Below are 26,470 nucleotides of genomic sequence, written 5' to 3' on the forward strand. Positions count from 1 at the left end.
TCGGTCGTTACTGGAGCTACGCCCATGTCTTCTGTATTGATCCGTCACGCCCTGGCTTTGGCCAGCGGCCTGCTCTTCGGCCTCGGCCTGATCGTCGGCGGCATGAGCGACCCGGCCAAGGTCAAAGGCTTTCTCGACCTCTTCGGCGCCTGGGACCCCAGCCTGGCCCTGGTCATGGGCGCGGCGGTGGCCGTGGGTCTCGTTGCCTTTGCCCGCGCCGCGCGGCGCGAGCGCGCCTGGACGGGCGAGGCCATGGAGCTGCCGCCGCCCGGCCGCATCGATGGCCGGCTGCTGCTGGGCGGCCTGCTGTTCGGTGTCGGTTGGGGCGTGGCGGGCTTTTGCCCGGGGCCGGCCTTGGTGGCCCTGGGGGCCGGCAGTGAATCCGCTTTGATCTTTGTCGCCTCCATGCTTGCCGGCATGTGGTTTCATGACCGCTTCCTCACGCCAGAGAGCTTGTGAGTTTTCTACTGCGCGACTGCCAGGAGTCCTTGGTCCGGTGCTCCGTCCGCCTCGGCCAGAGGCCGAGTCCTTCGTCAGGCAGATCCAGTCCTCAGGACTGGATCAGTCCGGACTCAGCCTAGCCTGGCAGCCGCTCGCTACGAAAACTCACAAGCGCAGGGTCGTCGCTTGATCCGATCCATCCAGTTTCAAATCGCGTTTTCCACCAACCCACACCGGGGGTGTTCCCATGCTTGTCTTCCGTCAACTCTTTGACCCCGTCTCCTCCACCTACACCTACCTGCTCGGCGATGCCGAGTCCGGCGAGGCGGTGCTGATCGACCCGGTGTTCGAACACTACCGCCGCGACAGCGCCCTCTTGCGCGAGCTGGGCCTGCGCCTGCTGGCCACTCTGGACACGCATGTCCATGCCGACCATGTCACCGGCGCCTGGTTGATGAAGCAGAGCTGCGGCAGTCAGATCCTGCTGTCCGAGCATGCCGGCGCCAGCCCGGTGGACCGGCCGCTGCGCCATGGTGACCGCATTGCTTTCGGCCGCCGGTATCTGGAAGTGCGCGCCACGCCCGGCCACACCAACGGCTGCCTGAGCTATGTGCTGGACGACTTGAGCATGGCCTTCACCGGTGACAGCCTTTTGATCCGCGGCTGCGGCCGCACGGATTTCCAGCAAGGCAGCCCCGGCCAGCTGTTCCGCTCGGTGCGCGAGCAGATCCTGAGCCTGCCTCAGACCTGCCTGCTCTACCCCGGCCACGACTACCGCGGCCTCACCGTCACCAGCGTGGCCGAAGAGCTGCGCTACAACCCGCGCCTGGGCGGCGATGCCAACGAGGGCGATTTCGCCGGATACATGAACCATCTGGGCCTGCCCCACCCCAAGCAGATGGACATCGCCGTGCCGGCGAACTTACGCTGCGGTCAGCCCGGCGCGCATGGCGCCGAAGGCCAGGACAGCAGCTGGGCCTCGCTGACCTTCAGTTTCAGCGGCATCTGGGAAATCCAGGCCGCCAGCCTGGCCGAGCGCCTGGCCGAAGCCCGCAGCGGCGAGCTGCAGCTGATCGATGTGCGCGAAGCCCCCGAGTTCACCGACGCCCTGGGCCACATCCCCGGCGCCCGCCTGCTGCCCCTGTCCGAGCTCAGCGCCCGCATGGCTGCTGAGATCGACCCCACCCGCCCCGTCGTCGCCGTCTGCCGCTCCGGCACCCGCTCGGCCCAGGCGACGGTGCTGCTGCAGAAATCGGGCTGCAAGCGTGTGGCCAATCTGGCGGGGGGTATGTTGCGGTGGCGGGCGGAGCAGTTGCCGGTGGAGGGTGGGGTGGATTGAGTTGATCGGGTGCCGCGCCCAGGAATTGCGCTCACAGTCGATTTCTCAATACAGGAACCGACCCTGCCCCAATTTCTTTGCTAGAAGGCTTCCTTGACAACTGGGTAGCGACTTGAGATTTGTGGTTCGAGTCTAGAGCGCCTAGTTCACTCGCATTTACCCCTGACCCTGAAGCCTCATAAGAAATGACCGCCCTGCGTCTTGTATCCAGATGATCTGCTTGTCTGGACCAGTTTCGATGTAACCCAGGGAAATCGCTTGGTCGCGCGCATGGTCGTAGAAGAGCTTTGACGAATTCATTGCTGAGCGAATCCACTCAGAGCGCAACGCTCCGGCATCGCTGGACTTGTCGTAGACGGTCGCTACTGCTTGCATGAATTGCGTGACTGGCGATGGATTGCTCGGTTCCGGCGCTTGAGCGGACAGAAGTGGATCGGAGCCAAGCGGCGGTTTAGCAAATAGTGGCGCATTCAACAACTCCCGGAGGAGTTGATCCATTCCCGTTTCAAAGCGATCGTCGGTAGAGAGATCGATATACAGCTTAGAGCTTAGAAAAGTAGGCAAGTGAATCGATCCACCTTGGCGAACGATGGGAATGATTCGATTGGAGCCAATCTGCTTGAGCAAATCCGCAGTGACGATCATTTTTTCGTAGCCAACACCGCCCAGCCCTGCATTCGCTTTTTCCACATACCGCTCTGTACAGATCATCAAGACTCGAACTGAGCGAGCGATGCTTTGCTCCATGAAATGTGGCAGATCGCCTCCGGGTCCTATGTCCCACTGGTCAAGAATCGCGTCGATCCCACTCTGGCGAAGTCGAATGGCTAGCTCTAACACCCATCTCTTGTGTTCCTGAGAGTCGTGCGAGTACGAGACAAAAACAATGGGCGACGACAAGATCTACTCCAAGTTAGTTCTGGTTGTGGCGTTTGAGCCGCGGGCGGAGGTTAGAAATGGTGGCCCAGAATGAAATGAGGGCCTACAGAGGCGACCTGGTGCGAGTTGGCTGGAATGCAGGGCTAGCCCACATCGCCGGGGAAGATGATCGGAACTGAAAACTTGATCCGGGAATTCGACAATGACTCACTAGGCGAAGCTCCCTGGGCCCCGAGCCCCACTGCACCGAGAAAGACGCCGATTCCGTTTTTTGGATCTGTTGCCTTGGCCTCCGCAAGTGCAATATCAAACTCGACGCGAGACACCGGCTTGCCATCGTTGTCCGTGACGATCTGAGCTTCCTTAAGGTGCCCGTAGACCGCGTTTGAACCGACACTTGCACCGTGCTTCTTGCACTCTTCCTTTGCCTCAGCGACCCCAGCGACGATCTCGGTTAGTGCGGTTCTGATGAATTCTTGAAGATTCAAAGCTTCTCCTGCTGTTGATAGGCGTGAAATGGCAAGCCCGGTCCGGGTAGGCGTATGGGCTGGCGAGGCAATCTAGAAGCCCACAATCAGAAATTACTCCCAAAGCTCGGTGCGGGCGAATGATCGCGATTCTTGGCTTTTGGATTTATGAGTGAATATGGAGCCGTTGGCAGCCATTTTGCGCCGACTGAGCTCCATTGTGCCGCTTGTTGGTCGCGTTATCTCCCTTGCTCTGGCAAGCTTCCGGTTGTCGAGAGAGTTTCAATGTTGCGCGCCTCGCAGACCAAGCCTCACGCTCTGCCTACCAAGGCCGATGCCCTCAAAACGCCCCACGCTCCGGCGCCTCTCCCCATAGCTCTGGCCTCGGCAACCACGATGCGTCCCGCTCCCGCTCCAGAATCGCGCAGACTGCCGCCCCCAGATCGATGCCGAGGTGAAGTTGAGCGGCTGCCGCGCCACCATCCGCCACGTCAGCGGCCAGCGCAAACTGGCGGAACGTTTGCCAATCGGCGGCGAACTGCGACACCAGCACTTTGGCCAGGTCGTAGGACAGCTCGTTCCCCTCGTCGTTCCGGAGGAAGGATTTGCCGGACCAGAACTCTTGAATCTCCGCAGCTCCCCAGAACTTCAGATGGCGGGCATGCAAGTCCCAAGGGTTGCTCGGGGCTTGGGGCGGAGGGCAAAGCCGCAGTTCGGTGTTGACGGCCAGGCCTTCGTTCAGCCACGCGGGGATGGGCAAGTGGCTCAAGCAGGCATGGGTCAGTTCATGCGCGATGACCGGCTCCACCGAGCGAAGGTCGGCTTTGACGGTCACAAAGTGGCCGCAGCCTCCGTCGATGTACATGCCGCTGCTGGCCGCAAACTCTCCGGCCTCGGGGTAGTAGTGCGCGACATAACGGTAGTAGCTGTCGTCATCATCGAAGACGATCAGGATGTCATGGCCCCACTCTGGCGCTGCAGCCAGCCCCTGCAACAGATGGACGATGCGCTGCACGGTCTTGTTCACGAAGCTCAGCGTGGCCGCCGCCACATGCTCGGGCAGGGCGGAGATCAGCAGGGCGGAGCCTTGTGAACGCAAGCGGTAGGCCGGCCCCAGGGCGCGGCAGAGGTTCTGCAGCCAAGCCTGTTCGCAAGCGGCCCATGCCTGCGCCTTGGCGGCCTCGGTTGGCACGGTGGCAATCCAGCGATTCACCGCGTCCCAATCCGTGAGCGGGAAGCCGCCAGCATCGATCAGCGCTGCCGACAGATCGAAAGGTTCTGCGCCCGGCGCGTGGATCACAGCAAGCGGCGGCGCCTGCGCATCTGTCTCCGCATCGGATACAGCTCGCACTGCAGCTTTGTTTTTCGTGGTGCCGATCAGGGATTTCAGAAGTTTGAGCATGGGTGCGAAAGCGCTGAGTTCCTCGGGCGCGGATCATGCCTGCTTTGGGGGCCTGCTCATCGCCGCTCTTTCTTTCCTTCTTCACACCCTCGCCGCCGGCATCGTCCGATAGAAGGTCACCGGCTCAGCCTTCAGCTGTTTGAGCACGTTCTTGTGCATCGCGCCGACCACATGCATCTCGCAGGGCTTGCAGTCGAAGCGCAGAGTGAGGCGGTCGTCGCCATGCTGCAGCACCAGGGGCTCGGCGCGCACCGTGCCTTGCACGCCGGTCACGCCCTTGGCCTGCTTGGGGCAGAGGCTCAGGCTCCAGCGCACGCAGTGCTTGGTGATCATGAGGCTGACTTCGCCCAGCTCCTCGTGGCTCTCGTAGGCCGCGCCAACGACCTTGACGCCATGTTTGGCGTAGAAGGCGGCGGCCTGGCCGTTGTAGACATTGGCCAGGTAGCTGAGCGTGTCTTCGGGGTAGGGCACGGGCGGCTCCACCGGCGTGGCGCGGGGCAGGCGCTCGAAGGCTTGGGCGCGGGCTTCTTCCAGTGCGCTGACGGCTTCTCGGCGCAGCTGATTGACCAAAGAGGCGGGGAGAAAACAGCTGTCGCGCCAGGCCAGGCGCACGCGCCGGGCTTCGAAGATGGTGGTGCCCAGCTTGCTCAGCTGGTCCTTGAGCGTGGCATCAGCCTGCTTGGCATCGCGCGCGGGCTCGTGGGCATGCTGGACGCGGGCCACGCCGCGGTGGCCGTCTTCGTCCTTGAGGCTGAGCTCGAAGCCGGGCTGGCCGTTCACCCAGGTCTGGGCCAGACTCAGGTCCACGGCGATGCGGCGTTCGGCCGAGGGCTTGGCGAGCAGGCGCTCCCAGGCCATGTCGCGGTTGCGGCTCAGGGCCAGATCGCGGCGCAGGTCCTTGAGGTCCGCCACGCATTGGGCCTCCTGGTTGCCGTGCAGATTGGGCGTTACTCTCCAACGGGTACCGCCCAGGGGCTCCACCGTGTTGATGGGCACGCCTTGCAGCTCGCCCTGGCGGTCCCACCAAGTGAGGGCGTCGCCGTTGTTGAGGGCGATGGTGGCGTCGCCGGTGTCCACATCGAAATGCTGCTCGGCCACGGCCACCACATGGCCCACCGGCAGGCCGGCGTGTTTGGGGCTGTCGAAGGCGCCGATGTCGATCTTGCGGCCATTGACGAAGTAATCGGTGCCGCCGCGGTTGAAGCCCTGCTCGGGCTGCGGCGTGAAGGTGAAGCGGCAGCGCCCGCTGCTGCTGCGGCGGTAGTCGCTGCGGCGCTCCATCAGCCCATCCAGCAGCAGGCGGTAATGCGCGGTGACGTTCTTGACCGTGGCCATGTCCTTGTAGCGGCCTTCGATCTTGAAGCTGCGGATGCCGGCATCGGCCAGCAGCTCCAAGTTGGCGCTCTGGTCGTTGTCTTTGAGGCTGAGCACATGCTTGTCGTGCGCGATCACGCGGCCTTGCGCATCGGTCACGGTGTAGGGCAGGCGGCACTCTTGCGAGCAGTTGCCGCGGTTGGCGCTGCGGCCGCTGTGGGCATGGCTGATGAAGCACTGGCCGCTGTAGGCCACGCAGAGCGCGCCGTGGATGAAGAACTCCAGCGTGGCCGCTTGCACCTGGGCGCGGATGGCGCGGATTTGGCCCAGGTCCAGCTCGCGTGCCAGCACCATTTGCGAGAAGCCCACGTCTTGCAGAAAGCGCGCTTTCTCGGGCGTGCGGATGTCGGTCTGGGTGCTGGCGTGCAGCTGCAGCGGCGGCAGGTCCAGCTGCAGCAGGCCCATGTCCTGCACGATCAGCGCATCCACACCGGCCGTATACAGCTGCCAGGCTTGCTGGCGCGCACCCTCCAGTTCGTCATCGCGCAGGATGGTGTTCATGGTCACGAAGATGCGCGCGCCGAAGCGGTGGGCATGGCGGCACAGGCGCTCGATGTCGGCCACGCTGTTGGGCGCCTTGTCGCGCGCGCCGAAACCGGGGCCGCCGATGTAAACGGCGTCGGCGCCATGGTTGATCGCTTCGATGCCGATGTCGGCATCACGGGCCGGAGCCAGGAGTTCGAGTGGGTGGCATTGCATGATGGGCGCTGATTCTAGAGACGACAAGCCGGCTAAGCTGCGGGCTCAAACCCGCATGAAAGAAGCACCCCCATGAGCCTCACCGCCTTGCAAAGAGCCGAACTGCGCCGCCGCTGCACGACCGTGGTGCCTGGCTATCCAAGCCTGAATGCCGCCGAGGAATTTGCCGCCCTGGCCGACTGGTGCCGCGCCCGCGAGGTGCAGGGCGACAGCTATGGCCAGGGCGGCTTGCTGGCCGAGTTTGAGCAGCAGATCGCCACCCTGCTGGGCAAGCCTGCCGCCTGCTTCATGCCCAGCGGCGTGATGGCGCAGCTGATCGCCGTGCGCTTGCACACCGAAGCGGCGCGCCTGAATCGTTTCGGCCTGTCGCCCAACTCGCACTTGGTCCTGCATGAGGAGCAAGCTTTTGAGAGCCTCTGGGGCCTGCATGGCGTGCCTGTGGGCTCGCGCCTGCGGCCCATCGTCGCGGCGGACTTGCAGGCCGTGGCCCAGCCCCTGGCCTGCCTGCTGGTGGAGCTGCCCATGCGCGAGATCGGCGGCCAGCTGCCCAGCTGGGACGAGCTGACCCAGTTGCAGGCCCTGGCGGCCGAGCGTGGCCTGCCTTTGCATCTGGACGGTGCCCGGCTCTGGCAATGCCGCAGCTTTTACGAGCAGCGCAGCTACGCGGAGATCGTGGCTGGCTTTGCGTCGGTCTACGTGTCTTTCTACAAGGACATTGGCGGGCTGTCGGGCGCCATGTTGGCCGGCGATGCCGATTTCATCGCCCAGGCTCGGCTTTGGCTGCGCCGCATGGGCGGCAATCTGGTGCAGCAGACGGCGCCCGCAGCCTCGGCCTGGATGCGCTTTGAGCAGCGCCTGGCCGTGCAGGATGCCTGCTATCAGCGCACCCTGCTGTTGGCGGAAGGGCCGGCCGGTTTGGCTGGCGTCCGTGGCCTGCGCCTGAATCCGACACGCCCGCACACGAATATGCTGCGCCTTCATTTCGACGCACCGGCCGAGGCCATCAACGACGCGCGTGACGCGCTGGCCCAGGCCGAGGGAGTTTGGCTGTTCGGCAACGCACGGCCCAGCGAGGTGCCCGGCTGGAGCTGTGCCGAGCTGACCGTGGGCGAGCATCTGCTGGCCTTGGACAACGCGCGGGTGCGCGCCGGGTTTGAGGCGGTGCTGGCGGATGCCCAAGGGCGCCAGCCTTGAGTCGCCCGGCACACGCGGCGGCGGGTGGCTCATCGCGGGCGGCGTCAGGCCGACCCTGGGGACTGTGGGCCTGGGAGTTCTGGGGCTTCGTCAGCAAGGAGGCGCAGGCCTGCCTGTTCGCGGGCCTGTTTTTCGCGGCGGTGTTCTGCGTACCGCGCGCCGGCTTGTGGGGCCTGCCGCGCTATGACCTGCTTTTGCTGATTGCCTTGCTGATCCAGGCCGGCATGGTGCTCAGCGGGCGCGAATCCCGCGACGAGCTCAAAGCCATCGGCCTGTTCCACCTGCTCGGCTTTGCCCTCGAGGTGTTCAAGACCTCGGCCGCAGTGCAGTCCTGGTCCTACCCCGACTTCGCGTACACCAAGCTGTTCGGCGTGCCGCTGTTTGCCGGCTTTATGTACGCGGCGGTGGGCAGCTACATCATCCAGGCCTGGCGCTTGCTGCAGTTGCGTGTCATCCACCACCCGCCATACTGGATGGCTGGCTTGATGGCCCTGGCGATCTACCTGAACTTCTTCACCCAGCATGTCTGGGTCGATGTGCGCTGGTACCTGGCCGCTGGGGCTATGGGGCTGTATGCCCGCAGCCAGATCCTGTTTCGACCGCAGCAGCGTGAGTTGAGCATGCCGCTGTGGCTGGGCCTGGTGCTGGTGGCCTTCTTCATCTGGCTGGCCGAGAACCTGGGTACTTTCTTCGGGCTGTGGTCCTACCCGCACCAGCTGGGCGCCTGGGCACGCGTGCACATGAGCAAGTGGAGCTCCTGGAGCCTGCTGGTGCTGATCAGCTTCACCCTGGTGGTGCAGCTCAAGCACATTCGTGAGCGGGTGCAGGTGCCGGATTGATGGATTGATTGAATGATCGATGGGCGGGTGGCGCAGCCGCTGGCCAGCTTCGCGGTCTTCGCCGTCATCGACAATGCGGGCCCTTGCCCGGCGCCGGCTCATTCCCGGCGGCGCTTTCGATGCCTTGCCCTGTTCGATGTTGTCTTCCCCCAAGTACCTGATCCGCCCCATGCAGCCCACCGACCTGGCCGAGGTGCTGCGCATCCAGGCGGCCTGTTTCACCGAGCTGCTGCCGGAGTCCGAGGCCTCGCTGGCGGCCAAGCTGCAGGCAGCGCCCTCGCACTGCTGGGTGGTGGCAGCAACGGCTGAGCCCGCACTCGCTGCCTACCTCTTTGCCCTGCCTTGGCGCGCCGAGTCACCGCCGGCGCTGGATGCGGCCGAGTGCCGCTTGCCCGAGCAGCCGGATTGCCTTTATCTGCACGACCTGTCGGTCGACCCGCAGGCGCGCGGACGTGGCCTGGCGCAAGCCCTGGTGCAGCGCTTTCTGGATGGGCTGGCCGCCAGCGGCCTGGACCGGGCCTGCTTGATTGCCGTGCAGAACTCGGCCGAGTTCTGGGGCCGCTGGGGCTTTCAGCCCGCGCCGCAGACCCCGGCGCTGCGCGTCAAGCTGGCCAGTTATGGGCCGCAAGCGGCGTATCTGGAACATTGGCGCTGAAGGGCGGGTCACTGCCCAGTCGATGCGGGGCCTTGCGCGGGGAGAGTTGGGAGCAGAAAAGTGGGGTCAGAGTGCCATTGAAAATGCACTCTGACCCCACTTTTCCTCTGACCCCCTGACCCCGCGGCGTTGAGCGCGCCGTGCCGCCCGCAACAAATCCGCTTGCGCCCCTCCGTCCGTGTGTACTACGATACTAGTACACGTTGACAGGCAGGGCCTGCCGGCGTGCTTGCAGCAGCAGCAGCGGAGGTCACTTGTCGCAGTCCCAGAATCACGGCCCGTTCGCGTTCCGCATCAACACCGGATCGACCGAGCCCATCTATCGCCAGATGGTCGAGCAGCTGCGTCGCTGCGTGGCCAGCGGGCAACTCGTGGCCGGCCAGGAGATTCCCTCGGTGCGCGAGGTGGCCTTGCAGCTGGCCGTCCATCCGATGACGGTCTCCAAGGCCTACAGCCTGCTTGAGGCCGAGGGCTTGCTGGAGCGCCGCCGCGGCCTGGCCATGCGGGTGGCGGCCCAGCACCAGCGGGCCCAGCCGCGGGCCGAGCGCATCGAGCTCCTGCGCCCCGTGCTGGGCCAGGCGGCCGATCAGGCGCGTCAGCTGGAGCTGCCCGCCAGCGCCGCCTTGCATTTGTTCGAAACCATTCTCAAAGAGGGAGAGTCCCAATGAGCGCAGTCCTTTCTTCGCAGGCCCTGCCTGGCGCCACCAGCCTGGCCGCGGACCTGCCCGGCGCCACGGCCCGACTCGACGATGTGTCTCTGAGCTACGGCAGCAAGTCGGTGCTGCAAGCGCTGAGCTGGCAGCTGCTGCCGGGCCAGGTGGTCGGCCTGCTGGGCCGCAACGGCGCGGGCAAGACCACGCTACTGGAAGCTTTGCTGGGCCTGCGCGAGCCGCAGGCCGGCCAGGTGCAGCTGTTTGGCCAGTCGGCCACGGCGCTGGACGACGCCGCCCGCGCCCGCATCGGCTATGTGCCGCAGCACAGCGATCTGTTCGAGGGCTTCACGGCGCGCCAGCTGTTGGCTTACTTCAAGAGCTTCTACCCACGCTGGAACGAGGCCAAGGTCGAGGGTCTGCTGTCACGCTGGGACATCCCACGCGATCAGATGATCTCGCGCCTCTCGGGCGGCCAGCAGCAGCGCCTGTCCATCATCCGCGCTCTGGCCCATGAGCCCGATCTGCTGGTGCTGGACGAGCCGGTCGCCAGCCTGGACCCGGTCGGCCGGCGCGACTTTCTGCGCGAGCTGGTGGACCAGGTGCTGGACCGCGGCACGACCGTGGTGTTCTCCACCCACATCCTGTCCGATCTGGAGCGGGTCGCCTTCAACCTGGCCTTTCTGCAGAACGGCCGCATCGCCGTGCAGGCGCCGCTGGACAGCTTGATCGAAGAGGTGCGCCTGGTCAGCGGCCCCAGCGCGGCGATTCAGTCGCTGCTGGCCGGCAGCGGCGCTGAGCTGCTGCGCCGCCAGCCCGAGGCCGCCGGTCGAGAGCGCTGCGTGCTGCGCTTTGCTCCGGGCCAGGCGCCGCTGGGCCATGGCGAGCTCAGCGTGGCCGAGCTCAATCTCGAAGACCTGTTCGTGGAGCTGACCTGATCATGGCCGCGCTCTGGTCTCTCTATCGGCCCTTGCTGGCCGCACCCTGGCAGATGCAGCGCAATGCCTCGCCCTGGGGCTTCTATCTCGGCTGGGGTTTTTGCCTGCTGGGCTACGGCGTCGCCCTGGTCCTGACGGCCTGGTTTGCCGATGCCGCCAGTGCCGCCAAGCTGGCCGCCGTTTTGCTGGCCTCAGCCTTCTTGCTGCCCTGGATCACCGGCTTTGCCGGCCTGCTGGCCCAAAACCACCCCCATGCCGCCCGCCTCGTGCCCGGCCATGTGGCGCGCTTGCGGCACGTGGCGCTGTTCAGTTATGGCCTGACCACGGTGCTGGCGGCTGCGGTGCTGGCGAGCCAGTTCGGTGGCGGCCTGGCCTGGCTGCATGGCGTGGCCCTGCTGCTGTTCGGTATGGCTTTGCTGGCGCGCTGGTACCGACTCTGGGTCGTGGCCAGCCTGGTCCTTTTCTCGATCCCCTGGTGGAGTCAGTTCATGCCCGTGCTGTTCGTTTGGAGCGCCTTGCTCAGCTGGCAGAACAGCCAGCCGTGGAGCTTGAGCCTGGTGTTGTTCCTGCTGCTGCCCTGGGGGCTGACGCGTTTGATCCAGACCGGCGGCAGCGAGCACCTGGCCTACTACCAGGCGCGCCAGAAACTGCGCCGCCTGTTCGAGGCGCAGTCACAAGGCCACTCTTCCTTCGTCGAGCTGAGCGGCCCGGCCGAGCGCCTGGCCCATCTGTTCCGCTGGATGCAGCCGCGCTGGATGCGCCATGTGCTGCGCCAGGCCCAGCCGACGCCGGCCAGCGTGATGGCCCGTCTGGATCTGGTGACCCTGGGCCAGGCGCATTGGAGCTGCCAGCTCAGCTCGGTCTCGGTGGTGCTGCCCTTGCTGTTTCTGGTGTTCCTGGCGCTGGGCTGGAACCGCGGCGAATTCTGGGGGGAGTTCATCAGGCATGGCTCCATGGGCTTGTCCTTCGGGCTGGCCAGCATCTGCCTGGGTGTCTTGCTGACGGTGCCGGCCAATCTCTACCGCAGCCGGCGTGAGCAGGCGCTGCTGATGCTGCTGCCCGGTGCGCCGCGCGGCCGGCAGCTGAACCAGCTGCTGGGGCGCCGTCTGCTGAGCCAGCTGCTCTGGGGCGTTGGCGTGGCCACGCTGCTGTGCCTGGGCCTGCAGCTCCTGCCCGGGCCGCGCGCCTTGAACTGGCTGGGCGTGCATCTGTGTCTGGCCTACCTGATCATCGGCGCCTTGGTGCTGCTGCGCGACTGGTCGCGCCAGAGCAAGCCCAATAGCAATGGCAGTGTGCTGCCCCTCTTGCTGGCGCTGGTCTTGGTGGGAAGCCTGCAGGGCCTGCAGTGGCTGGGCCTGCCCATCCTGGGCCAGCTGATGCTCGTGGGCTTGCTCTTTGTCGGCCTGGTGGCCTGGCGCTGGCAGCGCCTGGTCTTGCAGGCGCCAACGGCCATGCCGGTGGGACGCTGGGCTTGAAGAGGCGAGGCCTCAGTCGCTTCAGCCGCGCTGGATCCAGCCCAGGATCTGCGCGGCCGAGAGCGCCCCGCTGACGCGCTGCAGCTCGCGCCCGCCTTGCAGCTGGATCAGGGTCGGAATGCTCCGGATCGCGTAACGCTGCGACAACTGCGGCGCCTCGTCGCTGTTGACTTTGACAAACAAGGCGCGGCCTTTGAGCTGGCGGGCTGCTTCGGCGAACTGCGGCGCCATCTGCCGGCAAGGCCCGCACCAAGGCGCCCAGAAATCCACCAGCACGGGCAGCTCGCTGCCGCTGACGACGCGGTCGAAGTTGGCTTCGGTCAGCGCCAGCACCTCGCCGCTGAGCAGGGCTTGGCCGCAGCGTCCGCAGACCGGGTCTTGGGCCGCGCGCTCGTCGGGCACACGGTTCTTGCTCAGGCAGTGGGGGCAGGTGATCAGCATGATGCTTGCAAGCTGAGGACGAGGGTGAGGCTTTCAAGCCCTGGGGCAGCTGTACCTTTGCCGGCACTGATACAGCGCATGCCGCGGTGGGCGCAGCTGTGTCTTGGCCGCGCACGGCGCGCCCCCTACGCTGGCGCCAGGCCTTTGAGCCTGGCCCGAAACGTAAGAAAGCGAAGCCCCCGCCATGCTGTTGTCCCCCACCGAGCTGCTGCCCCTGGCCAGCTACTGCTTCCTCATGTCCAGCACGCCCGGGCCCAACAATCTGATGTTGGCCACCGCCGCGGCCAATGCCGGCTACCGCCGCACGGTGCCGCAGATGCTGGGCAGCAATCTGGGCGTAGCGGTGCAGACCTGGCTGACTTGCCTCGGCCTGGGCAGCCTCTTCCTGGCCTACCCGGTGCTGCACCAGCTGCTGCGCGTGCTGGGCACGCTCTACCTGGTCTATCTGGCCTGGCAGCTCAGCGGCCTGCGCATCGGCGCGGCGCAGCAGGATGCGCGGCCCTTGAGCTTTGCCCAGGCGGCGCTGTTCCAGGCGGTCAATCCGAAGAGCTGGGTCAAGGCCATCACCCTGGCCACGGTCTTCATGCCCAGTGGCGTGGACACCTGGGTCGGCGCCAGCCTGGTGGCGGTGGTGGGCGTGCTGGTCGGCCTGCCCAGCTCGACGATGTGGGCCTTGTTCGGCCTGGCGATCCGTCAGCTCCTGCAAGACCCGGCCAAACGCCGCGTGTTCAACCTCTTCATGGCTGGCTCTTTGGTCGTGCTGGCCTTGAGCCTGCTGCGCTAAGCTCAGGCGATGTTGATTCCTCTGGATCGGAACTCCCCCATTGCCCTGGGTGACCAGATCGAGCTGCGCCTGCGCGAGCTGATTGCTGCGCGCCAACTGCCGCCCGGTGCCCGGCTCTTGTCGATCCGCCAGCTGGCCAGCAGCCTGGCGGTCAGCCCCAACACCGTGGTCGGCGCCTACGACCGCTTGGTGGCCTCGGGCCTGATCGATGCGCGCGGCACGTCCGGCTATTTCGTCAGCGAGCCGCGCGCTGGCATGAGCCAGCTGCCCGATGCGGCGGCGCTGGAAGCCGGTGATGAGCAGGAAGGCGTCTGGCTGGCCCAGCAGGCCAATGACCAACGCAGCGGCGTGCTGCTGGCCAGCAGCGGCGCCCTGCCACCGAGCTGGCTGGCCGATGCCATGCCGGCCAGCGTGGTGCAGCGCGCCTTGGCCCGCAGCACGGCCGGCCTGGCCTCGCGCTGCCCGCCGCAAGGCCTACCGGAGCTGCGGGAGCAGATCGCCCTCCTGATGCGCGGCCAGGGCCTGGCTGTGGACGCCGGCCGCATCCTCACCACCTACGGCGGCACCCACGCCATCGACCTGATCTGCCGCGCTTTTTTGCGCCCGGGCGACACGGTGCTGGTCGAGGACCCCGGCTATTTCCTGATGTTTGAGCGCCTGCGCCAGGAAGGCTTGCGGGTCGTGCCCATCGCCCGCCGGCCCGACGGGCTGGACCTGGCCGAGCTGGAAGCCGCTTGCCGCCTGCACCGGCCTCGCCTGCTCTTCATCCAGACTGTGCTGCACAACCCGACCGGTTGGAGCAGCAGCGCCGCCAATCTGCACCAGGTGCTGGTGCTGGCGCGCCAGCATGGCGTGCTGATCGCCGAGGATGATGTGCAGGGCCATTTCCACCCCGGCCATGCCACCCGTCTCGCCGCCCTCTCGGGCCTGGACGGCGTCATCTACTACTCCAGCTTCTGTAAGGCCTTGAGCCCCGCTTTGCGAACCGGTTATGTGGCGGCCGACCCGGTCCTGCTGAAGGCCTTGCTGCGCGAGAAGATTTATGCGGTGCTGACCGGCGCCGCGCTCAACGAGTGGGTGATGCTGGAGATCCTGCTGGCCGGCCGCCTGCGCAAGCATCTGGAGCGCTTGCAGGGCCGCCTGCTCCAGGCCCGCACGCTGAGCGCGCGCCAGCTGGGCGAAGCGGGCATCGCCATGGACCATCCTGGCGAGGGCGGCCTTTTCCTTTGGGGCCAGGTGCCCGAGGGCGTGGACATGACCCTGCTGCTGCAGGACGCCTACCGCAACAAGATTCTGCTGGTCGGCGGCCCCACCTTCTCCAGCACCGGCCAGGCGCCGCGCCATCTGCGTTTCAATGTGGTGTTCAGCCAGCAGCCGAGGCTGGCGGACTATCTGCGCGAACGCCTGCAGGCCGTGGCCGACAGCAGCGCGCTCTTGCGGCGCCTGCCAGGCGGTTCAGCGAAGCCACTTCAGAGCGGCAGTTCGGTGTAGTAGCGGCCGCCGTGGAAGATCAGGGGCAGGGCGCCTTCGCGCCAGCTGCAGCTTTCCACTTCGCCGACGAAGATGACATGGTCGCCTTCCTCGTACTGGCTGCGGTTGGCGCACTCAAACACCGCGGCCACACCGTCCAGCACCGGCGCGCCACCGGCACCTTCGCGCCAGGCCACGCCGGCGAAGCGGTCGATGTCTCGGGTGGCAAAACGTTGGGCCAGGTCTTTTTGTTCGGCCGCCAGGATGTTGATGGCGTAGTGCGAGCCGCGGCTGAACACCGGCATGGAGCCGGCCTTCTGGCCCAGACTCCACAGCACCAGGGGCGGGCTGAGCGAGACGGAATTGAAGGAATTGGCGGTCAGGCCGACCAGGCTGCCGTCGGGCGCGCGGGCGGTGACGATGGTCACGCCGGTGGCGAACATGCCCAGGGCGGAGCGGAACTGCGGGCTGTCAAAGCCGGGGCCGCTGGGGGCCTGGGGAGGGATGGGCGTCACGGGCATGGCGCATTGTCTGCCAAGCGGCCGCTTGGCAGCGCTTGCGGGGTCATTCGTCTTCGCTCGGCCTCAGAATAGGCGTCTGCACCGCTTGCAAATCCGACTGCTGCACCTACTTGAACACCATGTCCCACGCCCACGCCCACGACCTCGGTTTCGACCCCGCCGCTGACCCCCATCTGCCCAGTGCGCCCGGCTATGGCTTCGGCCGTTGCTCCGACTGCGCGGCCGGCCGCTGCCGGCCCAGCCAGGGTTCGCGCCGGCTTTTCACCGGCCTGCTCGGTGCGGCGGCGCTGTCGCCCGCGCTGACGCCGGCCTGGGCACGCGAGGGCGTGGAGGTCGGTGGCCCGAGCAAGATCAGCAAGCTGGTGCCGGCCGAGCAGGTCGAGCAGGCCGGCGCTCAGCAATACCAGCAGATGATGCGCGAGGCCGCCAACCAGCGCGCCATGCTGCCCAACAACCACCCGCAGCTGATCCGTCTGCGCGAGATCGCCAAGCGCATCATTCCGCAGTCCGAGCCCTGGAACCCGCGCGCCAAGCAGTGGCGTTGGGAGGTCAATGTGCTTGTCAGCCCGCAGCTCAATGCCTTCTGCATGCCGGGCGGCAAGATCGCCTTCTATTACGGCATTCTGGAGAAGCTCAAGCTCGACGATGACGAGGTCGCCTCCATCATGGGCCATGAGGTGGCGCACGCCCTGCGTGAACATGCGCGCGAGCGCATGGCCAAGACGGCCGCCACCCGGCTGGGCGCCAATGTGCTGTCCAGCCTGCTGGGCCTGGGCAATGTCGGCGACACCTTGCTCAATATGGGCAGCCAGCTGCTGACCCTGACCTTCAGCCGCGAAGACGAAAGCGAGGCCGATCTGGTCGGCATGGAGCTGGCCGCGCGGGCCGGCTACAAGCCCAGCGCCGGCGTCAGCCTGTGGGAAAAAATGGGCCAGGTGTCCAAGGGCGCGCCGCCGCAATGGCTGTCCACCCACCCGGCCGGGCCGACACGCATCCGCGACATCCAGTCCAATCTTCCCAAGGTCGATGGGCTTTACGCCCGGGCCGACAAACCTGCGCAGCGCTTCGAGGTGGCGCCGCCGCTGCAGACGCGCCCGGCGTCCTGAAGCGGCACCGCAGTCCGGTTCACCAGCGTGCCGGCAGTGACTTGAGCTGCCGGTAGCGGCCGTTGGCGATGCGCTCGAGATAACCGCCCAGCTCCAGGTCCTTGACCAGCTTGGACACCATCTCGCGCGAGCAGCCCAAGCGCTGCGCCATCGCTTGGTGGGTCAGCAGGATCTCGTCCGAGCTGGCGGTGGTCTGCTCCAGCAAGGCCTTGAGCCGGCCATAGACATCGTTGAGCGCCAGCTGTTTGGTCGACAGCGTGGCCGCGCGGGCGCGGCGAATCACCTTGGTCAAGAGCTCGAAGGCGAACTCGGGGTGCTCGGCAATATGGGCATGCAGGCTGGCGCGGCTCAGCAGCACGCAGCGCGAGGCCTGCTCGGTGATGACGCTGGCCGAGCGCTGGCCGCCGTCCAGGCTCATCTCGCCGACATACTCGCCGGGGCCGTAGACGCCGTAAGTCACTTCACGGCCGCGTGCATCGCAGCCATAGGCGCGCAGGCTGCCACTGAGGATGAGGTAGAGGCTGTCGCCTTGCGAGCCTTCCTCGATCAGCACGGTGCCGCGCCGATAGCTGCGCGCCGTGCCACGCGCGGCCAGCAGGCGCAGGCTCGGTGGAAGGTCGGCGGTCGAGGATTCGGTGGTGGGCGCTTCGATGCTGTCCATGCGGGCTCGTCGAGCGGCAAAGGTGCCGCCAGCAGGGCCGGATATTACGAGAGCCGCTGGTCTTTGCGCATGACCCCCCGCTAGGGGATTGCGCCTGTGAGATTTTTCCGGGCACTGCCCGGTGCCAGCGTCAATTGATGTCCATGCGCAGCGCCGAGATCAGCGGCGGAAGCACGGCCAGCTGGCGCAGCAGTTCGCTGATGCTGTCGGCGCCCGACTTGGCGCGGATGCTCTGGATCTGCGTGCGCACGGTCGAGATGGCCACGCCTTGCTGCTCGGCCACCGAGCCCGGGCGCGCGCCGGCGCTCAGGGCCTTGAGCACCTCGGTTTCGGTCGGCGTGAGGCCGTAGCGCAGGGCGAACCACTGGGTGGCCAGCTCACCGCAGAGCTGGCGCCGCTCCAGCACCAGCAGAACGGCGGCTTGGTTGACGTTGCGGTTCAGCGGCACCACCACGACATTGCTGCTGTGCTCCTCTGAGCCCAGGCGCAGCAGGCAGCGCCGGCCTTCCTGTTCAGCGGCAGCGAGGGCGTCGCTGAGCGGGCCGCTGTCTTTGAGCTCGCGGCAGCGCAGCTGGTTGCCGCTGATCTGCAAGGGGTGGGATTCGTCCAGGCTGCGCTTGGCGGCGAGGTTGCAATGGAGCACCCGGCCGGCGGCGTTCAGCAGCACCACGCCGTAATCCAGTTCTTCGAGCACGAGGCTCAGCCAATGGCTGCTCAAGGATTCGGCCTGGCGGCGTTCGGTGGCTTGGCTGCGTGGCGCGGCGTCGAGCGGCGCGGTCGAGGCCAAGGCGGGGGGCGTGTTGCTGGTCCACATGCCGTTCTCCTGGTGGGCTGCGTGCCCATGGCTGGGGCGCCGACACGCTGAGGACAGAGGGTAGGCAGATTGCAGGAGGGCGGGCTGTGAATCGTGGTCGGTGCATTTGTGAAAGATTCACGGCCTGCCGTCACCGGCCATGAAAAAAGGCCCTGCTGAGCAGGGCCTTGGGCAGGGGCAATACAGCCGCAGGGCTCAGAGGGTGAGAACTTTTATAGCGAGCGGCAGTCAGACTAGGCGGGCGGAGCGCAGGAACCGGAACGTACTCTAGGTACGTGAGGATTCCGAGCATCCGGCCAACGACGTATGGCGGCCGCGCAGCAAAAAGTTCTCTCCCTCTCAGTGCACGCCGTGCATCTTCTTCTTCATCCAGGGCGACAGAGCCATCAGCACCAGGCCGGCGGCGGCCGGGATCACGGTGAAGATCAGGAAGAAGCTGGACATCGAGTAGGTCGAGGAGATGTGGTCGATGTAGGCACCGGTCTTGCCGCCGATGAAGTTGGCGATGGCCGAGTTCAGGAACCAGACGCCGAACATCAGGCCCAGCAGGCGCGCGGGGGCCAGCTTGGAGATGTAGGACAGGCCCACCGGCGACACGCACAACTCACCCATGGTGTGCAGCAGATAGGCCAGGCACAGGAAGAGCATGCTGACCTGGGCAGTCTTGGCGCCGGAGGGGATGCCGGCGGCGCCAAAAGCCAGGGCGGCAAAGCCCAGGCCCAGCAGTACCAGGCCGACGCCGAACTTGACCGGGCCGCTCGGGTTCCAGTGCTTCTCCCACAGCTTGGAGAAGGCGGGCGCCAGGATCACGATGAAGAAGGAGTTCAGCACGCCGAACCAGGTGGCCGGCACTTCGCTTTGGTCCATGGCGAACTCGCGGCCCAGCATCCAGATCACCAGGCCCCAGATCAGGGCGAAGGCCAGGACCAGCAGCAGATTGCCCAACCATTGGCTCTTGCCCGTGGCGCGATGGAGCTGGAACAGCAGCCAAGTCAGCACAGCCGCCGGGATCACCGTCATCAGCGTGTTGACGATCTTGAAGATCAGCCCGCTGGTGCCGACCAGGGTGCGGTCGGTGTAGTCGGCCGCAAAGATGGTCATGGAGCCGCCGGCCTGCTCGAAAGCAAACCAGAAGAAGATGGTGAAGAAGGCGAACACAAAGACAGCCTTCAGGCGATCGGCCACCACATGGGCGGGCGTGTCGTCGACGGCGTGGGCGGCGGCGGTCTTTTCCTTGCTCGGCGCGGTGCCGATGTCGCCGAACACTTTCTGGCTGAAGAAGAACTGCAGGGCGCCCAGGATCATGAACACGCCAGCCAGACCGAAGCCGAGGTTCCAGGACACTTTTTCACCGATGTAGCCGCACAGCGAGATGCCGAAGAAGGCACCGGCGTTCACGCCCATATAGAACAAGGTGTAGCCGCCGTCGCGGCTGCCTTCGTTGTCCTTGTTGTAGAGCTGACCGACGATGGCCGAGATGTTCGGTTTGAACAGACCCGTGCCCGCAATCACCAGGCCCAGGCCGAGGTAGAAGGAGGGGATGGTTTCAAAGAACAGCGAGACGTGACCGGCGGCGATGATGAAGCCACCCAGCACCACGGCGCGGCGCGTGCCCAGGTAACGGTCGGCCAAATAGCCGCCCAAGATGGGGGTGAAGTACACCAGCATGGTGTACCAGGCGTACAGCGAGGTGGCGTCGGCACGGCTCCAGCCCCAGCCGCCCTTGGTGGTTTCCGAGATCAGGAACAGCACCAGCAGGGCCCGCATGCCGTAGTAGGAGAAGCGTTCCCACATTTCTGTGAAGAACAAGACAAACAGGCTGTTGGGGTGGCCGAGGATGGTGTTGGGCCCCGCGGTTTGAATTTTGGTGTTCAAACGACTCTCCGTTCTTGGTCTGATGGATGAGAAGTCCTTGGCCGGCCCCGATCCCTCTTGAGCGGCGCTAGAAAGGACAAGCCGCCGGGAGGGTGCTCACGGCGGCTGCAGCGCGTATTGTCGCCGCGGCTGCCTTGGCCTCTGGTGCGGGTTCCCACCAGGGGGCAGCGAACCGGGGGGTGCCATTTGGCATGGAGATGGCATGGACAAGGCAGGATTTGTCTGTAGTGACTCCAGGCATTTGCCTCTATGCTGGCGGCTTTCATCCCGGCTTCTCAGCACCTATGCGCATCGGCGAACTCAGCAAAGCCACCGGCGTGGACATCGAAACCATCCGTTTCTACGAGAAAAGCGGCCTGTTGCCCGGCCCGGCACGTAGCGACAACGGCTATCGCGACTACGCACACGCGCATCTGGAGCGCCTGGCCTTCATCCGCCATTGCCGGGCGCTGGACATGTCCTTGGCCGATGTGTCCCAGCTCTTGGCCAGCCTGGATACCGAGGACACGGCTCAGTTGGCCCAGGTGGATGGCCTGGTCGAGGCGCAGCTGGCGCGGGTGCGCGCCCGGCTCGCGTCCATGCTGGCGCTGGAGCAGCAGTTGGTGGCACTCAAGGCGCGCTGCGACGGGCGTCACCACCTGCACCCTCACACCGCCGGCAGTCAGGCCTGCGGCGTGCTGCAGGAGCTGGTCGCGGCGGCCCATGGTGAGGCTTGTGCTTGCCATGAGGCCTTGAAACCATGAAGCGCTGTGCACTATCAATGCCACGCCGCCTGGTCTGGCTGTGCTTGAGTTTGGCGTTGGCCCCGGTGCAGGCCGGCGAGATCTGGAAATGCCAGCAGGGCAATCAGGTCCGCTATTCCGACCAGCCTTGCCCGGCCCAGGGCGACACCTTGCCGGCCCGGGCCCTCCAACCCAATGTGGTGGCCGCCGAGCTCCGCGCGTCGGGCGCGGCGAGCTCCGGCACTCGCCTGGCCGGCAATGTCTGTCCGGAGCAGGTGGAGATCGCCGCGATGGAAAGCCGGGCCACGGCCAGCAGCCTGGGGCCCGCCGAGCAGCAATTCTTCAAAGGCGAGATCGCCCGCGCCCGTCAATGCCGCCAGGGCCGGGTCCGCTACTCGGCGTCCGATTGGGCGCTCAGTCGCCAAGCCCAGGCCGATCAGTTCCGCCCGGGTGCCGAGGCCGAAGCCCGGCAGCGCGCCGAGGCCATGCACCAGGCGGCGGCGCGGGCCTCAGGTTTGCGCTCGGCGCCGGCCGCTGCGGGGGCGTCTTCCCCGGCGGGTGCAAGCCGCTGATCCTGATCCTCAGGCCGCAAACAAAAAAGGCATGACCTTGCGGCCATGCCCTCGCGGCAGAGCGCCTGAAGCGCCACACTCCGTCTTACTTGCTGCTGCGGAACTCGCCGAACTCTTTCAGCTGCTCGGTCACCGCGCTCGGGTCGCCGACCACGATCAGGCTTTGCGTCTCGGGCGAGAAGTACTTCTTGCCGATCTCGCGCACCTGCTCGGCCGTGACCTTCTGGATCAGCGGCACATACTGGCCCAGGTACTCGGCCGGCAGGCCGACCAGCCAGTTGTTGGCCAGGGTCTGGGCCACGGCGCCTTGCAGCTGGGTGGTCAGCAGATAGCTGCCGGCCACATAGCGCTTGCTCATGTCCAGCTCGTCCGCCGGCACCAGCTCGCTGCCGATGCGGCGGTACTCCTTGATGAACTCCTGCAGCGATGCACCGGTCACCTCGTTGCGCACATCGGCGCCGCCGGTGATGGCCCCGCCCACGCGGTAAGAGCGGCCGCCGGCGCTGGCGCCATAGGTGTAGCCCTTTTCTTCACGCAGGTTCTGGTTCACGCGGCTGGAGAAACCACTGCCCAGGATGGTGCTGGTCAGGCGCAGAGGCACCTGCTCGGCGCCGCTGGCGGCCATGCCGGGGCGGCCCAGGCGCAGCGTCGACTGCACGCTGCCCGGGCGCTCCAGCAGCAGGCGTTGCGGCGTGGCGCTGACCGGCGAGGCGGCGATCTCGAGCGGGGCCGGGCCCTGGGCTTGCCAGTCGCCGAACACCGCCTGCGCCTGCTTCAGCGCCTCGGCCGCCGTGATCTGGCCGGTGATGACCAGCAGGGCACGGTCCGGGCGGAAGCGCTGCGCATGCTCGGCACGCAGGGCCGCGGCCGTCGTCGATTCGATGCTCTCGGCGCTTTCCTGGCTGCGGCCGTAGGGGTGATCGCCGTAGATGGCCTGGCTCAGCGCCTTCTCGGCGCGGAAGCCGGGTTGGGCGCTGGCCACCTTCAGGGCCTGCAGGGCATTGGCCTTGGCCAGGGCCACTTCACCGTCGGGGAAGGAGGGCTGGCGGGCCACCTCACCCAGCAAGCGCAGCATCTCGCTGGCATGCGATTTCAAGGCATAGGCGTTGAGGGTGATGCCGTCGTTGGAGGCTGCGGCGCCGACGCCGCCGCCCATGCCTTGGGCCGCCTCGGCGATGGCGCGCGAGTCGCGTTTTGCCGTGCCTTCATTGAGCAGGCCGGCCAGCAGCTTGGCGCGGCCCGGCGTGGCCGCGGCGTCGGCGCCGTAGCCGGCGCCGCGCAGGGCCAGCACGAAGTCCACGCGCGGAAGGCCCTGGCGCGGCAGCACCCAGACTTCCAGGCCGTTGGCCAGGGTCTTTTTGCTGATCTGGGGCACGGGGATGGGCTTGTCCTGGCCGTACTTGGGCAGCTCGGCCGGCAGCTTGATGGCCTCGGCGGCGCCGGCGGCCAGAGGCAAGGCCAGCAGAGCGGCGAGCATCAGGGGAGTGAGCTTGAGTTGTTTCATGATGATGAAGGGCTCCGTCTCGCGTTCAGGGCTTGGCGGCGCTGGCAGCGCCTTGGGCGGCGGCCGGGGCGGCCAACATGGCGGCTGGCTTGCGGTCAATGACCGAGCGGTTGGCCACGGTCAGATAGGTCTTGGCGGCGCGCTGCACGTCGGCGGACTTGACGCCTTCGATCCAGCCCGGGATCTTGTTGACCACCTGAGCATCGCCCCACAGGGTCTGCAGCTTGGCCAGGGTGTCGGCGCGGCTGAGGAAGCTTTCCAGGCCGTTGTACCAGTCGGCCAGCAAGCGCGTCTTGACGCGCTTGAGCGTCGCTTCATCGACACCGTCCTTGACCACCTTGGCGATTTCCTCGTCCATGGCGCTCAGCAAGGCGTCGGCGCTGCTGTCCGGCTTGTAGAGGGCGAACACGGTGAAGATGGTCGGGCCGTCGTATTCCCAGATGCTGGTCAGGCCGTAGAGCGAGTCGAGGTTGAGCGCCAGTTCGCGGCCCTTGACCAGGCCCTGGTAGAAGCGTGAAGCGTCGCCGCCCGCCAGCAGCTCGCCCAGCACGGCCATGGCCGGCTGGTCCTTGCTGCCGCGATCGGGCATCTTCCAGGCGGCGGCAATCGCCGGCACCTGGGCCAGCTTGTCGCTCTGCACCAGGCGGCGCTCGGCGGTGTTCAGGCCTTCGCTGAAATCGCTGGGCGCGGGCGTCGGGCGCTTGGGGATGGCGGCGAAATACTTCTCGGCCAGGGCGAAGGCCTTGGCCGGCGTGATGTCGCCGGCGATGGACAGCACGGCATTGTTGGGGCCGTAGTAATCGCGGTGGAAGGCGCGCACATCGTCGAGGCTGGCGTTTTCCAGGTCCTTGAAGCTGCCGTAGCCGTCGTGGTTGTTCTCCCATTTCTGGAAGGCCAGGCCGCCGATGTCGATCCACATGAAACCGCCGTAAGGCTGGTTTTGCACATTGACGCGGATCTCTTCTTTGACCACGTCCTGCTGGTTCTTCAGCGTGGCCGGGTTGAAGTCCAGGGTCTTCATGCGGTCGGCTTCCAGCCAGAGGATGGATTCCAGGGCCGAGACCGGGGCGGTTTCGATGTAGTTGGTGAAATCGGGGCGGGTGGAGCCGTTGTTGTTGCCGCCGCCGCCGGTGATCACCTTGTCGAACACGCCCTTGGGCGCGGTCGGCGTGCCCTGGAACATCAGGTGCTCGAACAGGTGAGCGAAGCCGGTGCGGTTCTTGGGCTCCAGCCGCATGCCCACGTGGTAGACGACGCTGACGCCGACCGTGGGTGAGCTGTGGTCGGGCGAGACCAGCACGGTCAGGCCATTGGCCAGCTTCTTGCTGGCGACGGGCACCTGCCAGCGGTCGGCGGCTTGCGCCGCCACCGACAGGGCCAACCCTGCGAACAGGGCAATCAGGGAATGCTTGCGCATATGCACCTCGTTGAAATCAGGGGTTAGGTCAAAGTTCGCAGGGATCGCTCAGGGTGCGCTCATCTGGAAGGTGTTGGCGAAGAAGGCCAGCATGTCGGCACGCTCCTCGATGATCTTGGAGGTGGGCTTGCCGGCGCCATGGCCGGCTTGCGTCTCGATGCGGATCAGCTTGGGCGCCGGGCCGGTGTCGGCGGCCTGCAGGGCTGCCGTGTACTTGAAGCTGTGCGCCGGCACGACGCGGTCGTCGTGGTCGCCGGTGGTGACCATGATGGCCGGGTATTTCACGCCCGACTTGATGGTGTGCAGCGGCGAGTAGGCAGCCAGGGCCTTGAACTCCTCGGCGTTCTCTGACGAACCGTAGTCCGGCACCCAGGCCCAGCCAATGGTGAACTTGTGGAAGCGCAGCATGTCCATCACGCCGACCTGGGGCACGGCCGCGCCGAACAGCTCGGGCCGCTGGTTGAGCACCGCGCCGACCAGCAGGCCGCCGTTGGAGCCGCCGTTGATGGCCAGCTTGGCCGGCTGCGTGTACTTCTGCGCCACCAGCCATTCGCCGGCGGCGATGAAGTCGTCGAACACGTTCTGCTTCTTCAGCTTGGTGCCGGCTTCGTGCCAGGCCGAGCCGTACTCGCCACCGCCGCGGATCGAGGCCAGCACATAAACGCCGCCCATCTTCATCCAGGCCGCCGAGGTGATGCCATAGCTGGGTGTCATCGAGGCGTTGAAGCCGCCGTAGCCGTAGAGCAGGGTCGGGTTCGTGCCGTCCAGCTTCAAGCCCTTTTTGTGGGCCAGGAAGATGGGGAAGCGGGTGCCGTCCTTGCTGGTGACGAATTCGCGGTGGGTCTCGAACTGCTCGGCATCGAAGGCAGTCTGGGGGCGCTTGAACAGGCTGACCTTGTTGGCAGCCACGTCGTAGCGGTAGACGGCGCTGGGCGTCGTCAGGCTGGTGTAGTTGAAGAAGGTCTCGCGGTCCTGCACGCGGCCGCCGAAGCCGCTGGCGGTGCCAACGCCGGGCAGCTGCACCTCGCCCTGCAGCTTGCCGTCCAGGCCGTGGCGGCGCACCAGGGTGGAGGCGTCGCGCAGATAGCTCAGCAGCAGGCGGCCGCCCACGGCGGAGGCGCCGGTCATGGCGTCGGGGCCTTCAGCCACCAGGGTCTTCCAGGCTTCCTTGCCCGAAGCCTTGAGGTCGACGGCGACCAGGCGGCCGCGCGGCGCGTCCTTGTCGGTCTTGACGATCAGGCTGTTGCCGTTCAGGCCCACGGCCTGGTACTGCGCATCGAAAGCCAGGCTGATGGCCTTGGGCTCGCCGCCGGCAAAGCCACCCTTGACCAAGGGCAGCACCATCAGGCCGTTCTTGGAGCCGCCCTTCCAGACATTGATGATCAGCAGCTTGCCGTCATCGGAAACGCTGCTGCCGAAGCCCCATTCCTTTTCCTGCGGGTTGGCGGCCACCAGCACATCGGCCGACTGCGGCGTGCCCAGGCGGTGGTAGAAGTGCTTCTGGAAATAGTTGGCGCCGGTCAGGGCCGCGCCCTCGGCCGGGGCGTCGTAGCGCGAGTAGAAGAAGCCCTTGCCGTCCGGCGTCCAGGTGGCGCTGGAGAACTTCACCCATTCGATGGCATCGGGCAGGTCGCGGCCGGTGGCGAGATCGCGCACCTTCCAGGTCTGCCAGTCAGAGCCGGCTTTGGAGCTGCCGTAGGCCAGCAGCTTGCCATTGGGCGAAGGTGCATAACCGCTGATCGACACGGTGCCATCCTGGCTCAGGGTGTTCGGGTCCAGCGCGATGCTGGGCTGGTCCTTGAGCGACTTGGCGGTGTAGAGCACCGATTGCTGTTGCAGGCCGTTGTTGCGCGTCCAGAAGTAGCGGCCGCCTTCCTTGAAGGGCACGCCGAACTTTTCGAAGTTGTAGAGCTCGGTGTAGAGCTTGCGCACCGCCAGGCGCTGCGGCATGGCCGCGAGGAAGGCGTCGGTGACCTGGTTCTGGGCTTTGACCCAGTCCTTGGTCTGCGGGCTGTTGTCGTCCTCCAACCAGCGGTAGGGGTCGGCCACGGCCGTGCCGTGGTAGTTGTCGGTCTGCTCGACCTTGGCGGTCGCGGGGTAGCTCGGCGTGCTCGTTTGCGCGAAGCTGGCGCTGCTGCTCAGCAGGGCCAGGCAGGCCATCACCAATGCCTTGTGGGCTGGCCGGATCTTGTTCGTCATGGCGTTCGTCTCTTTCCAGAACTCAGGGCTCG

25 protein-coding genes are annotated in these 26,470 nt (G+C 66.3%); 13 read left to right on the forward strand and 12 right to left on the reverse strand.

The window, feature by feature from the left end; all coding sequences use genetic code 11:
• Positions 1 to 24: 24 nt before the first annotated feature.
• On the forward strand, positions 25 to 459 hold the full coding sequence (locus ACQY39_RS04430; protein WP_428503771.1) for a DUF6691 family protein: 435 nt from the start codon (positions 25 to 27) through the stop codon (positions 457 to 459).
• 229 nt (positions 460 to 688) lie between these two features.
• The gene (locus ACQY39_RS04435; protein ID WP_428503773.1) at positions 689 to 1,780 is read left to right on the forward strand and encodes a rhodanese-like domain-containing protein; all 1,092 of its coding nucleotides are present in this window, start codon (positions 689 to 691) and stop codon (positions 1,778 to 1,780) included.
• A gap of 156 nt (positions 1,781 to 1,936) precedes the next feature.
• Here ACQY39_RS04435 and ACQY39_RS04440 read toward each other — a convergent pair whose 3' ends face one another.
• The 4 genes from ACQY39_RS04440 to ACQY39_RS04455 form a co-directional block, all read right to left on the reverse strand.
• Positions 1,937 to 2,680: a toll/interleukin-1 receptor domain-containing protein gene (locus tag ACQY39_RS04440; RefSeq protein WP_428503775.1), complete on the reverse strand. Its 744-nt coding sequence runs from the start codon at positions 2,678 to 2,680 to the stop codon at positions 1,937 to 1,939.
• A 122-nt stretch (positions 2,681 to 2,802) separates the two neighbouring features.
• Complete coding sequence (locus ACQY39_RS04445; protein ID WP_428503777.1) at positions 2,803 to 3,147, reverse strand: hypothetical protein; 345 nt, start codon at positions 3,145 to 3,147, stop codon at positions 2,803 to 2,805.
• A 319-nt stretch (positions 3,148 to 3,466) separates the two neighbouring features.
• The gene (locus ACQY39_RS04450) at positions 3,467 to 4,528 is read right to left on the reverse strand and encodes a hypothetical protein (RefSeq protein ID WP_428503779.1); all 1,062 of its coding nucleotides are present in this window, start codon (positions 4,526 to 4,528) and stop codon (positions 3,467 to 3,469) included.
• An 81-nt stretch (positions 4,529 to 4,609) separates the two neighbouring features.
• Positions 4,610 to 6,601: a peptidase U32 family protein gene (locus ACQY39_RS04455; RefSeq protein ID WP_428503781.1), complete on the reverse strand. Its 1,992-nt coding sequence runs from the start codon at positions 6,599 to 6,601 to the stop codon at positions 4,610 to 4,612.
• Positions 6,602 to 6,673: 72 nt separating this feature from the next.
• On the opposite strand from ACQY39_RS04455, the gene ACQY39_RS04460 reads away from it, so the two are divergent.
• From ACQY39_RS04460 to ACQY39_RS04485, 6 genes are all read left to right on the forward strand, one after another.
• Positions 6,674 to 7,795 carry a threonine aldolase family protein gene (locus tag ACQY39_RS04460; protein ID WP_428503783.1) on the forward strand — a complete coding sequence of 374 codons (1,122 nt, stop codon included), beginning with the start codon at positions 6,674 to 6,676 and terminating at the stop codon, positions 7,793 to 7,795.
• 62 nt (positions 7,796 to 7,857) lie between these two features.
• Positions 7,858 to 8,634: a DUF817 domain-containing protein gene (locus ACQY39_RS04465; RefSeq protein WP_428510722.1), complete on the forward strand. Its 777-nt coding sequence runs from the start codon at positions 7,858 to 7,860 to the stop codon at positions 8,632 to 8,634.
• Between the two features lie 136 nt (positions 8,635 to 8,770).
• Positions 8,771 to 9,289, forward strand: a complete 519-nt coding sequence (locus ACQY39_RS04470) for a GNAT family N-acetyltransferase (protein ID WP_428503785.1) — start codon at positions 8,771 to 8,773, stop codon at positions 9,287 to 9,289.
• 254 nt (positions 9,290 to 9,543) lie between these two features.
• On the forward strand, positions 9,544 to 9,957 hold the full coding sequence (locus tag ACQY39_RS04475) for a GntR family transcriptional regulator (RefSeq protein WP_263516175.1): 414 nt from the start codon (positions 9,544 to 9,546) through the stop codon (positions 9,955 to 9,957).
• A complete protein-coding gene (locus ACQY39_RS04480; RefSeq protein ID WP_428503787.1) occupies positions 9,954 to 10,877 on the forward strand; it encodes an ABC transporter ATP-binding protein in 924 nt (307 codons plus the stop codon). The genes ACQY39_RS04475 and ACQY39_RS04480 overlap by 4 nt, the downstream gene beginning before the upstream one ends.
• A 2-nt stretch (positions 10,878 to 10,879) precedes the next feature.
• Entirely contained in the window at positions 10,880 to 12,352 is a 1,473-nt protein-coding gene (locus tag ACQY39_RS04485) for a hypothetical protein (protein ID WP_428503789.1), read from the forward strand.
• A 21-nt stretch (positions 12,353 to 12,373) separates the two neighbouring features.
• Here the strand turns inward: ACQY39_RS04485 and trxC are convergent, their stop codons facing one another.
• A complete protein-coding gene (gene trxC / locus ACQY39_RS04490; RefSeq protein WP_428503791.1) occupies positions 12,374 to 12,793 on the reverse strand; it encodes a thioredoxin TrxC in 420 nt (139 codons plus the stop codon).
• Positions 12,794 to 12,977: 184 nt separating this feature from the next.
• On the opposite strand from trxC, the gene ACQY39_RS04495 reads away from it, so the two are divergent.
• Together ACQY39_RS04495 and ACQY39_RS04500 are read left to right on the forward strand one after the other, a co-directional pair.
• Positions 12,978 to 13,577: a LysE family translocator gene (locus ACQY39_RS04495; protein ID WP_428503793.1), complete on the forward strand. Its 600-nt coding sequence runs from the start codon at positions 12,978 to 12,980 to the stop codon at positions 13,575 to 13,577.
• A gap of 9 nt (positions 13,578 to 13,586) precedes the next feature.
• Positions 13,587 to 15,068, forward strand: a complete 1,482-nt coding sequence (locus ACQY39_RS04500) for a PLP-dependent aminotransferase family protein (RefSeq protein WP_428503795.1) — start codon at positions 13,587 to 13,589, stop codon at positions 15,066 to 15,068.
• Here ACQY39_RS04500 and ACQY39_RS04505 read toward each other — a convergent pair.
• The gene (locus ACQY39_RS04505) at positions 15,047 to 15,568 is read right to left on the reverse strand and encodes a flavin reductase family protein (protein ID WP_428503797.1); all 522 of its coding nucleotides are present in this window, start codon (positions 15,566 to 15,568) and stop codon (positions 15,047 to 15,049) included. The two genes, ACQY39_RS04500 and ACQY39_RS04505, sit on opposite strands and share 22 nt — an antisense overlap.
• Before the next feature lie 119 nt (positions 15,569 to 15,687).
• On the opposite strand from ACQY39_RS04505, the gene ACQY39_RS04510 reads away from it, so the two are divergent.
• Entirely contained in the window at positions 15,688 to 16,674 is a 987-nt protein-coding gene (locus ACQY39_RS04510) for a M48 family metallopeptidase (protein ID WP_428503799.1), read from the forward strand.
• A 19-nt stretch (positions 16,675 to 16,693) separates the two neighbouring features.
• On the opposite strand, the gene ACQY39_RS04515 is transcribed toward ACQY39_RS04510, so the two are convergent.
• From ACQY39_RS04515 to ACQY39_RS04525, 3 genes are all read right to left on the reverse strand, one after another.
• Positions 16,694 to 17,335, reverse strand: a complete 642-nt coding sequence (locus ACQY39_RS04515) for a Crp/Fnr family transcriptional regulator (RefSeq protein WP_428503801.1) — start codon at positions 17,333 to 17,335, stop codon at positions 16,694 to 16,696.
• Positions 17,336 to 17,465: 130 nt separating this feature from the next.
• Positions 17,466 to 18,149, reverse strand: coding sequence for a helix-turn-helix transcriptional regulator (locus tag ACQY39_RS04520; RefSeq protein ID WP_428503803.1), 684 nt, complete (start codon positions 18,147 to 18,149; stop codon positions 17,466 to 17,468).
• 339 nt (positions 18,150 to 18,488) lie between these two features.
• Complete coding sequence (locus ACQY39_RS04525; protein WP_428503805.1) at positions 18,489 to 20,024, reverse strand: peptide MFS transporter; 1,536 nt, start codon at positions 20,022 to 20,024, stop codon at positions 18,489 to 18,491.
• Positions 20,025 to 20,308: 284 nt separating this feature from the next.
• Between ACQY39_RS04525 and ACQY39_RS04530 the strand changes: the two genes are divergently transcribed.
• Positions 20,309 to 20,767 (forward strand): Cd(II)/Pb(II)-responsive transcriptional regulator, encoded by a 459-nt coding sequence (locus tag ACQY39_RS04530; protein WP_428503807.1) that lies wholly within the window; start codon positions 20,309 to 20,311, stop codon positions 20,765 to 20,767.
• A 17-nt stretch (positions 20,768 to 20,784) separates the two neighbouring features.
• Positions 20,785 to 21,318 carry a hypothetical protein gene (locus ACQY39_RS04535; RefSeq protein WP_428503809.1) on the forward strand — a complete coding sequence of 178 codons (534 nt, stop codon included), beginning with the start codon at positions 20,785 to 20,787 and terminating at the stop codon, positions 21,316 to 21,318.
• An 85-nt stretch (positions 21,319 to 21,403) separates the two neighbouring features.
• Here the strand turns inward: ACQY39_RS04535 and ACQY39_RS04540 are convergent, their stop codons facing one another.
• From ACQY39_RS04540 to ACQY39_RS04550, 3 genes are read right to left on the reverse strand one after another with little or no spacing between them, the layout of a single operon-like run.
• A complete protein-coding gene (locus tag ACQY39_RS04540) occupies positions 21,404 to 22,822 on the reverse strand; it encodes a M16 family metallopeptidase (RefSeq protein ID WP_428503811.1) in 1,419 nt (472 codons plus the stop codon).
• A gap of 25 nt (positions 22,823 to 22,847) precedes the next feature.
• The gene (locus ACQY39_RS04545; protein WP_428503813.1) at positions 22,848 to 24,239 is read right to left on the reverse strand and encodes a M16 family metallopeptidase; all 1,392 of its coding nucleotides are present in this window, start codon (positions 24,237 to 24,239) and stop codon (positions 22,848 to 22,850) included.
• Positions 24,240 to 24,287: 48 nt separating this feature from the next.
• Complete coding sequence (locus ACQY39_RS04550) at positions 24,288 to 26,438, reverse strand: prolyl oligopeptidase family serine peptidase (protein WP_428503815.1); 2,151 nt, start codon at positions 26,436 to 26,438, stop codon at positions 24,288 to 24,290.
• Positions 26,439 to 26,470 lie beyond the last annotated feature (32 nt).

The sequence above is a fragment of the Roseateles sp. genome (assembly GCF_965262435.1).
Lineage (GTDB): Bacteria > Pseudomonadota > Gammaproteobacteria > Burkholderiales > Burkholderiaceae_C > Paucibacter_A.